Raw genomic sequence first — 10,848 nt, 5'->3', positions numbered from 1 at the left:
TCACGAGAGCTTCGCGGCTTTTTGCCCGCTCGCCCTGCTTGGCAGTGCCTTCTATCCGATTCGTGTTCCTCGGCTCGCAGCTTACGCTCCACGCTTCCTTCCCACGCTCGGTCGCCCTGGCGCGGTTGCGCTTCACTTCATTCGCTGTGACCAACTTATGGCGGGACTTGCACCCACAGGAGTGCGCCCATGCTGGGCGCACAAAAGAACGGCCCCGCTCGGGGCGGGGCCGCCGCAGCGCATCGCGCCGATTACATTACATCTTGCACAGAGGCGATGCGGGCGGATTGATGCTCACCGGATAGACCTCTTCGATGACCGGACGCAGGGCATCACCATCCTTTTTCACACGTGCCACATAATTGGGAATGAGCAGTTGATTGTCTTCTGCCCGTATGGTGGCCTTGCCATACAAGGTCTCCACTTCCGCCCCACGCAGGGCCTTGGTGACATCTTCCGGCTCCGTGCTGCCGGCCAGTTCGACACCCTGGAACAGAACCATGGCGCCGTTGTACGCCTGGCCTTCGGTATCAGAGGGCCAGCGATCGTACTTCGCCTTGAAGGCTTCGGCGAACGCCTTGCTCTGCGGTGTATCGACATCGGGTGTGTAGCCGACGTTGCCGGGCACATCGAGCAAGGCATCGCCTGTGGCATTGATGACGAAATTGGACAGCAGCGCATGACCGATCAGGGGCGTCTGCGGTATCAGGCCGAAGTCCTGGGCCTGTTTGGCAAAGGCAATCGCCCCCGAGACGTCGGCGACCCATATGGCATCCACCTCGGCATCCTTGAGTTGCTGGATATACGGGGCGTAATCCTTGGTGCCCAGGGGCACGAACAGCTTGGTGGACACCGTCTTGCCCTGCTCGGTCACCGTATCCTCGAATGACTTGGCCGAATCCTGACCCCAGGCGTAGTCTGCGGCCAGAATGGCAAAATTTTCACCCGGGATCGTCTTCACCCACTCGTCGATCATGGCCAGATCCATGGCATCGGAGTGGTTGGTACGAATGAAACGCGTATTGCACGCTTCCTGGGTCAGCTTGTCGGTCTTGCTGATGGTGCCGATGAAAGCCGCATCCCAACGGCCCAGGTTCTGGCTGATGGCCAGGGAAATCGAGGACGTGATCGGTCCGATGATGAGCTTGTAGCCATCACGCGTGAGCTTTTCGGTCACGCGACGGCCGGCCTCCGGCGTACTTTCATCATCGCCTTCAGCCAGCACGATCTCGCGCCCATCGACACCACCGCGCGCGTTCGCTTCCTCGACGGCAAACCGCACGCCATTGAGCACATCGGCCCCCATGGTGGCGAATGGGCCGGACTTCGACGTGACCAGGGCGATCTTCACCGGATCCTTGGCCTGGGCCAGCGTCGTGAGGGGCAGTGCTGCCGTCAGGGCGACACTGGCCAGAAGCTGATGCGTTCGACTCAGTTTGAGCATGGTTGTTCTCCTGCCTGTTATGGATGATTGCCGGAAATGGTCCGGCGGCCAGTTGCTCGGTATGTTTCACAGCAGAATATGGCGCTCCAGATGCTGTATGCCGTCAGGCGAGCCATCGACCTCGCCTCGTGCAACGATTGCCCCCTTGGCCATGGCCAGATAGCGGTGTGCAACACGTACGACCAGGCTCAGGTTCTGCTCGATGAGCAGCAATGCCGTACCCTGGTCGGCCAGCCTGTTGAAGATGTCCGCCAGCTGATCCACGATGACGGGCGCCAAACCTTCGGTTGGCTCGTCCAGCAGGATCAGCCTGGGGTTGGACATGAGCGCACGCCCCACCGCCAGCATCTGCTGCTGCCCACCCGACAGGGCCGTACCCGGGGTGTGCGCGCGCTCCTGGAGGATGGGAAACAGCCGGTAGATCGCCTGCCTGTTCCAGACCCCCTTGCGATGCGTCGCGCCACCCAGCAGCAGATTTTCCTCAACCGTGAGATTGGCGACGATGCGCCGCCCCTGAGGCACCACGGCAACACCGTACTGTGCCGCGACATAGGGGCGCGGATGGGCAATCCTGTGGCCATCGATGTGGATGGTTCCCGCACGCAGTTGGGCAAGCCCCAGAATGGTATTGACCACGGTCGTCTTGCCCACTCCGTTGCGCCCGATGAGGGCCACCCGCTCGCCTGGATCCACCCGCAGGCTCAGCCCATGCAGGATGTGGGACGCACCGTAGAACGCATTGACATCCTGGAGTTCGAGCAGGGGCCTCATGCCGCACTCCCCAGATAGGCCTCGCGCACGCGGGGATCGGCGCGCACCGCGGCCGGCAGGCCACTGGCAATGACCCGGCCAAGCTCAAAGACCGTAACCGCATCCGAGATGCCGAAGACCACGTCCATATCATGTTCGACCAACAGTACGGAGACCTCCCAACGCGCTGCCAGCGCCTTCAGGTGCTGCGCGAGATCGTGTGATTCGCTGACCGACAGCCCCGCCATGGGCTCGTCGAGCAGCAATACCTTGGGGCGACCGACCAGGGCCAGTGCCAGATCGAGGCGGCGCTGCTCGCCATAGCCCAGGCCGCCCGCCCGGGAATCCGCCAGGCGCATCAGGTCGAGCTCCCGCAGAATGGCCTGCGCATCGGCGGCAGAATCCTCCACCCCCGCCTGATAAGAGGCCAGCTCGACCTGGCGCCGGACCGTCATGCCGCCAAAGATGCTGGTATGCTGAAAGCTGCGCGAGAGGCCGCGTTTGCGCCGCGCAACCACGTCCAGAGCCGTCACGTCCTCGCCATCGAGAAGCACTTTTCCGCGTGTCAGCCGGCGACGCCCGGTAATCGCATTGATCACGGTCGTCTTGCCCGCGCCGTTGGGGCCGATCAGGCCACAGACCTGGCCCTTCTCGATTGTCAGGGATACACCATCCAGGGCCTTCACCCCGCCATAGTGGATCGCCACGTCTTCTGTCTGGAGCATGTACGCATTCATGGCAGGCATTTCTGATCTCCGGGCCTTTCAGCGAGAACCATCCAGATGGCCGCGAAGCGCACGCCGGCAGCGATTGGACAGCCGCTCGAGCGCTCCGGTGAGGCCATCCGGCGAGAACACGATCACCAGGATCAATGCCACGCCGAAAATGGCCATCGAATGGGTCGCCCACTCACCCAGCAGGTCTTTGAAAAGAAAATAGGCGATGGCACCCACGATGGGCCCGACAAGATGCCGGAAACCACCCACCACGACCATCAGCAGCGTGGTGGCCGAAACACTCCAGTGCAGGCTTTCCGGCGAGATGAAACCCGTATTCAGGGCGGCGAGCAGCCCCGCGACGCCGGCCACCACCGCCGACAGGGCAAATATCAGGGCACGCGGCAACAGGGTCTTGATGCCAATGAAGCGCGCCCGTTCTTCGTTGTCGCGGATGGCCGCGGTCACGGCGCCGAAGCGTGTGCACAGGATCTGATGCACGATGAACGTCACCACCACCAGCACGGCCCAGGAGACCATGAACAAGGTGGCCGGCTTGAGCAGCGCCGATTCGGCCACCCCGAACAAGGTGCTCGGCCAGGGAATCCCCATGCCATCCGCACCGCCCGTGATCCCGCGCGCACGGGCCACCAGCAGGTACGCCATCTGGCCGATGGCCAGCGTCAGCATGCCAAAGGCAATACCCGGCACACGCACAATGATCAGGGCGATCAGGAACGCGACCACGGCGATCACGGCCAGCACCATCAGCAAGGCCAATTCGGCTGACATCCAGTGCAGCTCGAGAATCAGGCCCATGCCATAGCCCGCGCCCCCGAAGAACAGCGCATGCCCAAAACTCACCAGGCCATTCTGGCGCAGCAGGATGCCTACACCCAGTGCAAAAATGGCATAGATGACGGCATGGGTATAGATGCCCAGCAGGCTGCTGGAGGGCGTCAACAGCAGGATGACACCACCAGCCCCCAGCGCAACCAGGCTGAACAGGCCGCTACGGATCAGATTCATGGACCTTGTCATCGCCGTTCGCCCTCAGGTCCGGCTGCCGGCAAGCCCGGTCGGCTTCCAGATCAGGACCACGATCATGAACAAGAAGGGCAAGAGCACCGAGACGTTGGGCAGATATACCGCACCAATGGCCTGCATCATGCCCAGCAGCAGGGCCGCCGCAAAAGCACCTGCCAGTGAGCCCAGGCCGCCGATGACCACCACCACGAACGAGTCGATCAACACATCGGATCCCATGTGCGGCGAAAGAGACAGGAAGGGCGCGGCCACCACACCCGCCAACCCGGCCAGGGCTGCCCCCAGACCCACCACCAGGGCACTCAGGCGATCGGTATTGACGCCCTGCATCGAGGTGGTCACCGGATCCGTGCTGGCGGCCCGCACGAACAGGCCGATCCGTGAATGACGCAGCCACAGCGTGAGCCCCAGTGCCACGATGGCCCCGACCACAATCACGCCAATGCGATAGGCGGGCATGCTGTGCCCAAACAGATCCACAGAGAAATTGAGCAGTGACGGTGTGAACAGGGAATAGTTTCCCTTGCCCCAGATGAATGCCACCAGATCTTCGAGAAAGAGCATCAGGCCAAAGGTGACGAGCATCACGCTCAGCGGTTCGTAATCCTGCAACAGACGGAAGCCGTACCGGTCAAGCAGTACGCCAGCCAGGGCCATCGCCAGGGGAGCCACGACCAGGGCCGCCCAGAAGCCCGTTTGCAGGGCCACGGTGTAACCAATATAGGCCCCCAGCATGTACAGTGCGCCGTGCGCAAAGTTCACCACGCGACGCAGGCCATAGATCAAGGCCAGGCCCGAACTCATGATGATGAGCAGGGATCCATAGACCAGGCCGTTGAACAGGTTCATTACCATCGCCGCTCACCTCGGGACGTCATCTTGATCATTCTGGCAGTCAGTCGTACGCTCAGACCGGCACGAACTGCCGGCCCGCCCGCGCCCGGGCGATGATGGTCTTCATGATCTGGGCGGTGCCATCGCCGATCTGGAACCCCAGCACGTCACGCAGGCGCTGCTCCATGGGCCCTCGGTCATAGCCGCCGTGACCAAAGCACAGCAGGCACTGATGGATCACGTCGTACGCGAGTTTTGGCCCCCACCACTTCGCCATGCCGGCTTCTGCACTGTGCGGCAGCCCGTGGTCCTTGAGCCACAATCCCTGCAGGCACAGGAGGCGTGCCCCTTCGACTTCGGTGTCATGACTGGCCAGCGGGTGGGTCACCCCCTGAAAGGCAGCCAGGGGCTGGCCAAAGGCCTCGCGCTCGGTGATGTACTGCCAGGTTTCCTCGAGGGCGGCGCGAGCCACGGCGAGGCACTGCAGCCCGATGAGCGAACGCGAGAAGTCGAAACCCTGCATGACCTGCACGAACCCCTTGTTCTCATCACCCAGGCGATGATCGACGGGTATGCGCACATTGTCGAAAAAGATCGAGCCGCGCCCGATCGCGCGCTGCCCATGGCAATCGAATCGGCTGGTGGTCACACCAGGCGTGTTCATCGGGACCAGCACGGCCGTGACCCCATGCGCCGCTGACTCCGGCGAACCGGTACGGCCGAAGACGACACAGATATCCGCCTGATCGGCCGCGGATATCGAGGTCTTTTCGCCATTGATCACGTATTGGTCGCCTTTGCGCTCCATGCGCAGGCCCAGATGGCCCGCATCCGAGCCGCCACGCGGTTCGGTCAGGGCGATCGCGCAGATCGATTCACCGGCGACGATTTTCTGCAGCCAGGGCGACACCACCTCGGGCGTGCCATAGTGGGACAGAATCTGGCCGTTCAAGGACGCCAGCAGGTTGACGTACGAAAAGCTCAGGTCGGCTCGGGCGATTTCCTCATGAATCACCCCGGCGGCCAGGGATCCCATGCCCAGCCCACCGAACCGCTCGGGCAATTCGGGCATGATCAGGCCCAGGGCACCCATTTCCAGCATCAGCGCCCGGTCGAGTACGCGGCTGCCATCACGCTCCAGAAAGCCCGGTGCCACACGCTCCGTACCAAAGCGCCGCGCCGCGTCGGCCAAGGGCTGCAATTCTTCATCGATGTATGGATTCGGGGACATGATTCAGCGTGATCTCCGACAGCGCAGATGAATGTTCTGCTTGACTTGCAAATCAAAAATACATAAAGATATTGCCATAAATGCAGTAAATGCCTCAAGCACTTTGTGCACGTTCCTTAACGAAATCATGGTTTATCCCTATGCGAGAGCATGATAAAACACGTATTGCAATGGCCAATCGGATTTTCTTCCGTTTGTATCAATGCGCAAACATGTTGCATAAAACAGGGACCAGGGCAATTGATTCCGCGGGGTTGACCACCCAGCAGTGGGCGGTCCTGGGCGCCCTGTCGCGTCCGCAGGTCGAAGGCGGGATGAGTGTCGGCGATCTGGCTCGGTACCTGAAGGTCAGCCGGCAGAATCTTTCTGGTGTGCTGAGCCGCATGGACCGGGCCGGGCATGTCTGCATGATGGCCGACGAACATGACCGCCGCTCACGTCTGGTGCAGATGACTGCGTCGGGCCGGAACGTCTGGAAAATGGGTGCGCAGCCAAAGATCTTCGACTACTACGAAGACGTATTGACCGGATTCTCGGTCAACGACATGGCGCACATCATTCACTACCTGCTCAAACTGCTCGACAACATGGAGCGCATCGACAAGGCGCAGAGCCAAGGCAGTGGCAGGCCAGAGTGAGCAGAATCCCGATCTGCGAACTTCCTGGCCTGCGCACCACACGTGCCACGGCCCCGTTGCTGCACTGCGCGTGCAATGCCGCGCAGCGTGCACGGTGCTGCTGCGCAGAGCATGCCAGGGTCAGCGCAGCGCCCCACCCTGCGGTGCACAGAACAAGCCCTGAGCCACCTCAGCGGTTGCCGTTTCGGTGGCCTTGTAATGCAGCTTCTTGCCGGTTGCCGAAAGTGGCAGGGCATCGACGATGCGATACTGCCTGGGCCGCATGAACGAGGACAGCATGGGGTGCGCGCGGCAATGTTCGTCCAGCGCATCGGCCATCTCCTGCACCGAGCCCTGCGCCCTCGCATCATCGCGCAACACCACATAGGCCACCACACGCTGGCCCCATTTTTCATCCGGCACACCCACCACCAGAGCATCGGCCACGGCAGGATGTTCGCCCAACGCAGCCTCTACGCCAACTGGATAGACTTTTTCACCCCCCGAGAGCAGCATGTCATCCCGACGGCCAACGATGGTGACGTATTCGTTCTCGTCCCAGGTCGCCAGATCGCCGATGTACAGCCAGCCATCACGATAGTGTTCGGCATCCTGATCCGGATTGTTGAAATACTGGGCGGCGCACTTGGGCGAACGGACGATGACCTCGCCCACTTCCTGGCCATCACGGGCCGCCAGTTCATGGGGCCCCGCGCGTCGATCGTCGAAAATCTTCACCACGGCCACATCATCGTCGATCATGGCCCGCCCGGCGGAGCCCGACATGGCCGGCAGATCGGTCGGGCGCAGGAACGTGTTCCAGAACCCCTCGGTACTGCCGTACCCATTGAAGATACGCGGGCTGAGCACGCGCTGGTAGCGCAGCGCCGCCTCGCGATCCAGGGGCGAACCCATGGTCACCAGACCTTTCAGGGACGAAAGGTCACGCGGATTCTTTTCCTGGGCATCGGCCAGCATGGCCAGATTCGTGGGCGCGCCGATCAGGAACGTGAGCTGATGGCTGGTCACCAGGTCGAGCACACGCTCGGCATTGAACGCCCGCAATGGCACGATGCAACTGCCCACATAGAACGAAGGGTTCGGGCCGGCACAATAGAGCCCGCCACGATGGAACCACGGCGTCATGTTGAGCGTGCGGTCTTCGGGCGCCAGCGGGAACTGCATGATCACATCATGTGCCGACATGACCTCGATCATGCTGTTCATCGGCACCCCCTTGGGCATGCCGGTGGTGCCCGATGTATGCAGACGGGTGGTTTCTTCCCAGATGGTGCAGGAGACCTGCGGCACCGGCCCGCTCGATTCGAGCACATCCCGAAACCCCAGGGCCACGGCCCCCGATGGCGCCTCGATGGCATTGTCGCCCACGGCAACCAGGGCACGGGGCACATGACTGCAGCGCTTCAGGGCATCATCGATCAATGGGCCCAGCTCGGTGTCGTAAATGAACACCTTGGGTTTGTAGAAGTCCAGCAGGAATGCCGTTTCGCCAGACGCCAGGCGGAAATTCATGGGTGCACCCACGGCACCCGCGATCTGCGTGGCCAGGTACAGAAGCGCGAACTCGGGGCCATTGAACAGCTGGTAGGCCACGACATCGCCGTGGCCCACGCCGAGTTCTGCCAGGCCAGCGGCGACCCGATCCGCGGCCTCGCCCAGTTCGCGGTAGGTCCAGCGTTGGCCGGATACCGGGTCCTCCATCGCAATGCGTGTCGCGTAGCGACCGAGATTGCGCCGAAAGCCATTGATGTAGGTGAAGTGATTCTCGATGTAGTCACGATAGGGTGCTGCATCGTAGGCCGGGGGTACTGCAGACTGGTTCATGGATTGTCTCCCTTGATAACAAGGGTTCGACCGGATCGTTCGTCGATGTTTTTCCGGTCGATGCCCTGAAAGATAGCGTGCCGGGGCCACCGGCAGGTCTTATTTCGCGTACTTGCGAAAATCGGGCTTGCGCTTTTCCTTGAAGGAATTGACGCCTTCCCGTGATTCCTCGGTGTCGTAGTACAGCTTCAGGGCGTACATGCCCATGCCGGCAATGCCCGCCTGGTGGGCCGTGTCCATGTTGAAGCTGCGCTTGGCGATGGCAATGGCCGTCGGGCTCTTGGCGCAGATTTCTTCGGCCCACTGCTGTACGGTTTCATCCAGCTTCTCGGGCGCCACGCAGATATTGGCCAGCCCCATGGCGACCGCCTCCTGGCCGCTGTAGCGACGGCACAGGTACCAGATCTCGCGCGCTTTCTTTTCGCCGACCACGCGCGTGAGATAGGCCGTGCCAAAGCCGGGATCGACCGAGCCCATGCTGGGACCGACCTGGCCAAAGATGGCCTTTTCGGAGCAGATCGTCAGGTCGCAGATGGTGCACAGGACATTGCCGCCACCGATGGCATAGCCCTGCACGCGGGCAATGACCGGCTTGGGGACATCGCGCAGGGTGCTGTGCAACTCTTCCACCGGCAGGCCCACCGTGCCACGGCCATCGTAATTGCCGTCATGCGCGGATTGGTCGCCCCCTGTGCAGAAGGCCCGGTCACCGGCACCGGCCAGAACGATACAGCCCACTTCGCGGTCGTAGCCCGCCTTGTTCAGTGCCTGGATCAGTTCTTCGCAGGTCGTGCCGCGAAACGCATTCATTTTCTCGGGCCGGTTGATGGTGATCCAGGCCACGCCGTTGCGGACCTCATACAGAATGTCTTCAAACGCTTTCGTCATAGAGAGTTCTCCTTGGTTGTCATTCAAATTAACCGTGCATGGTCAGCCCGCCAGACACGCTGAGGACCTGCCCGGTGACAAAGCCCGCATCGTCGCTGGCAAAGAATGCAATGGCCGCGGCCAGATCCTCACCCTTGCCCAGGCGGCCCAGCGGGATGGCGCTGCGAAACGCCTCGACCAGTTTGGCCGGATCGCGTGCCCCTTCGGTGACACTGTCGAGCAGCGCCGTTTCCGTGGGCCCCGGGCACACCACATTCACCGTGATCCCATGGCGCGCATGCTCGCGCGCCAGCGTCTTGGCAATCGACACCAGCCCGCCCTTGCAGGCCGAATACACGGCCTCGCCGGATGACCCGCCCCGGGCCGCGTCAGAGGCCACGTTGACGATACGGCCATAGCCGCGCTCGACCATCTGCGGCAATACCACGTGCAGCATGTGCAGGGCGCCAACCAGATTGATGGCAATGATCCTGTCCCATTCGGCGGGAACCGTCTTGACAAAGGGTTTGAAAATATCCCAGCCGGCATTGTTGACCAGGGCATCGATGGGGCCGAGTTGGGCCTGCACCCCGGCCACTGCGGCTTCGACCTGCGCGCGCTCGGTGATGTCGCACTGGAAGGCTGCGGCCTGGCCACCGGCCTCGCGAATCTGGGCGACCACCGCCTCGGCGGCCTCGTGGTTCAGATCCAGCACCCCGACCCGGGCGGATTCCTGCGCCAGGCGCCGGGCCGTTGCACCACCAATTCCGCCGCCGCCACCTGTTACGATGACCGTCCTGTCCCGGAATCTTTGCATCTTGCTTTCCCCTGTTGGCTATCGAGTGTGTCAGGCTTACGGCTCTGACACATGAACTAAGACAATATATTGTTATACATCAACCTGGATCTTGCAATCCTGTTTCTATGAAGAACACAAAAATTATGGTTTTCACTTATGAGTGATCATGATCCTGTCCAGATGGCACTGGCCAACAGAATCTTCTTTCGTTTGTATCAATGTGCAAACATGTTGCATAAAACAGGGACTCGGGCCATTGATTCAGAGGGGCTGACCACGCAGCAATGGGCGGTGCTGGGTGCCTTGTCCCGGGATCGGGTCAAGGACGGCATGAGCATCGGCGATCTGGCGTGCTACCTGATGGTGAGCCGCCAGAATCTGTCGGGCGTGCTCAGTCGCATGGAGCGCGACGGCCACGTCTGCATGGCCGCCGATACCCGCGACCGGCGTTCGAGATTGGTGAAGATGACGGAGACCGGCCGGTATGTATGGCAAATGGGGGCCCAGCCCAAGATCTACGATTACTACGAAGAGGTGCTCACCGGCTTCTCGATCAACGACATGACCCACACCCTGCACTATCTGCTCAAGCTGCTCGACAATATGGAACGCATCGACAAAGCACAGAGCGAAAGTCGCGGGGACGGGCACTGAACCTTGCGTACAGCCCCGAACCCACAGGCCCTTGCACACTGATT

General features: G+C 61.7%; 11 protein-coding genes. 2 read left to right on the top strand and 9 right to left on the bottom strand.

Annotated features, from left to right (window positions below; translation table 11 throughout):
- Positions 1-256 precede the first annotated feature (256 nt).
- The 6 genes from WCY17_RS09975 to aliB form a co-directional block, all read right to left on the bottom strand.
- Positions 257-1,444: an ABC transporter substrate-binding protein gene (locus tag WCY17_RS09975; RefSeq protein ID WP_372702028.1), complete on the bottom strand. Its 1,188-nt coding sequence runs from the start codon at positions 1,442-1,444 to the stop codon at positions 257-259.
- Positions 1,445-1,510: 66 nt separating this feature from the next.
- Positions 1,511-2,215: an ABC transporter ATP-binding protein gene (locus tag WCY17_RS09970; protein ID WP_372702027.1), complete on the bottom strand. Its 705-nt coding sequence runs from the start codon at positions 2,213-2,215 to the stop codon at positions 1,511-1,513.
- Positions 2,212-2,919 (bottom strand): ABC transporter ATP-binding protein, encoded by a 708-nt coding sequence (locus tag WCY17_RS09965; protein ID WP_372702026.1) that lies wholly within the window; start codon positions 2,917-2,919, stop codon positions 2,212-2,214. The genes WCY17_RS09970 and WCY17_RS09965 overlap by 4 nt, the downstream gene beginning before the upstream one ends.
- Before the next feature lie 39 nt (positions 2,920-2,958).
- Positions 2,959-3,939, bottom strand: coding sequence for a branched-chain amino acid ABC transporter permease (locus tag WCY17_RS09960; RefSeq protein ID WP_372702025.1), 981 nt, complete (start codon positions 3,937-3,939; stop codon positions 2,959-2,961).
- A gap of 24 nt (positions 3,940-3,963) precedes the next feature.
- The gene (locus WCY17_RS09955) at positions 3,964-4,806 is read right to left on the bottom strand and encodes a branched-chain amino acid ABC transporter permease (protein WP_372702024.1); all 843 of its coding nucleotides are present in this window, start codon (positions 4,804-4,806) and stop codon (positions 3,964-3,966) included.
- 58 nt (positions 4,807-4,864) lie between these two features.
- Positions 4,865-6,022, bottom strand: a complete 1,158-nt coding sequence (gene aliB / locus WCY17_RS09950; RefSeq protein WP_372702023.1) for a cyclohexanecarboxyl-CoA dehydrogenase — start codon at positions 6,020-6,022, stop codon at positions 4,865-4,867.
- Positions 6,023-6,192: 170 nt separating this feature from the next.
- Here aliB and WCY17_RS09945 point away from each other — a divergent pair, with 170 nt between their 5' ends.
- Positions 6,193-6,660 carry a MarR family winged helix-turn-helix transcriptional regulator gene (locus WCY17_RS09945; RefSeq protein ID WP_372702022.1) on the top strand — a complete coding sequence of 156 codons (468 nt, stop codon included), beginning with the start codon at positions 6,193-6,195 and terminating at the stop codon, positions 6,658-6,660.
- A 120-nt stretch (positions 6,661-6,780) separates the two neighbouring features.
- On the opposite strand, the gene WCY17_RS09940 is transcribed toward WCY17_RS09945, so the two are convergent.
- The 3 genes from WCY17_RS09940 to WCY17_RS09930 all read right to left on the bottom strand — a co-directional run bounded on the left by WCY17_RS09940 (position 6,781) and on the right by WCY17_RS09930 (position 10,168).
- Complete coding sequence (locus tag WCY17_RS09940) at positions 6,781-8,484, bottom strand: class I adenylate-forming enzyme family protein (protein ID WP_372702021.1); 1,704 nt, start codon at positions 8,482-8,484, stop codon at positions 6,781-6,783.
- Between the two features lie 99 nt (positions 8,485-8,583).
- Positions 8,584-9,372, bottom strand: coding sequence for a 2-ketocyclohexanecarboxyl-CoA hydrolase (badI, locus tag WCY17_RS09935; protein ID WP_372702020.1), 789 nt, complete (start codon positions 9,370-9,372; stop codon positions 8,584-8,586).
- Positions 9,373-9,400: 28 nt separating this feature from the next.
- Positions 9,401-10,168, bottom strand: coding sequence for a glucose 1-dehydrogenase (locus WCY17_RS09930; protein WP_372702019.1), 768 nt, complete (start codon positions 10,166-10,168; stop codon positions 9,401-9,403).
- A 210-nt stretch (positions 10,169-10,378) separates the two neighbouring features.
- On the opposite strand from WCY17_RS09930, the gene WCY17_RS09925 reads away from it, so the two are divergent.
- Positions 10,379-10,804, top strand: coding sequence for a MarR family transcriptional regulator (locus WCY17_RS09925; RefSeq protein WP_372702018.1), 426 nt, complete (start codon positions 10,379-10,381; stop codon positions 10,802-10,804).
- The last annotated feature ends 44 nt before the right edge of the window (positions 10,805-10,848 follow it).

It is taken from the genome of Castellaniella sp., assembly GCF_041677825.1.
Taxonomy (GTDB): Bacteria; Pseudomonadota; Gammaproteobacteria; order Burkholderiales; family Burkholderiaceae_B; genus Castellaniella.
This window is presented reverse-complemented; position numbering and strand designations above follow the sequence as displayed.

Coding starts and splice junctions, on each gene's coding strand:
- WCY17_RS09975 (WP_372702028.1), bottom strand. CDS start 1,444: ATGCTCAAACTGAGTCGAACGCATCAGCTTCTGGCCAGTGTCGCCCTG.
- WCY17_RS09970 (WP_372702027.1), bottom strand. CDS start 2,215: ATGAGGCCCCTGCTCGAACTCCAGGATGTCAATGCGTTCTACGGTGCG.
- WCY17_RS09965 (WP_372702026.1), bottom strand. CDS start 2,919: ATGCTCCAGACAGAAGACGTGGCGATCCACTATGGCGGGGTGAAGGCC.
- WCY17_RS09960 (WP_372702025.1), bottom strand. CDS start 3,939: ATGAATCTGATCCGTAGCGGCCTGTTCAGCCTGGTTGCGCTGGGGGCT.
- WCY17_RS09955 (WP_372702024.1), bottom strand. CDS start 4,806: ATGAACCTGTTCAACGGCCTGGTCTATGGATCCCTGCTCATCATCATG.
- aliB (WP_372702023.1), bottom strand. CDS start 6,022: ATGTCCCCGAATCCATACATCGATGAAGAATTGCAGCCCTTGGCCGAC.
- WCY17_RS09945 (WP_372702022.1), top strand. CDS start 6,193: ATGGCCAATCGGATTTTCTTCCGTTTGTATCAATGCGCAAACATGTTG.
- WCY17_RS09940 (WP_372702021.1), bottom strand. CDS start 8,484: ATGAACCAGTCTGCAGTACCCCCGGCCTACGATGCAGCACCCTATCGT.
- badI (WP_372702020.1), bottom strand. CDS start 9,372: ATGACGAAAGCGTTTGAAGACATTCTGTATGAGGTCCGCAACGGCGTG.
- WCY17_RS09930 (WP_372702019.1), bottom strand. CDS start 10,168: ATGCAAAGATTCCGGGACAGGACGGTCATCGTAACAGGTGGCGGCGGC.
- WCY17_RS09925 (WP_372702018.1), top strand. CDS start 10,379: ATGTTGCATAAAACAGGGACTCGGGCCATTGATTCAGAGGGGCTGACC.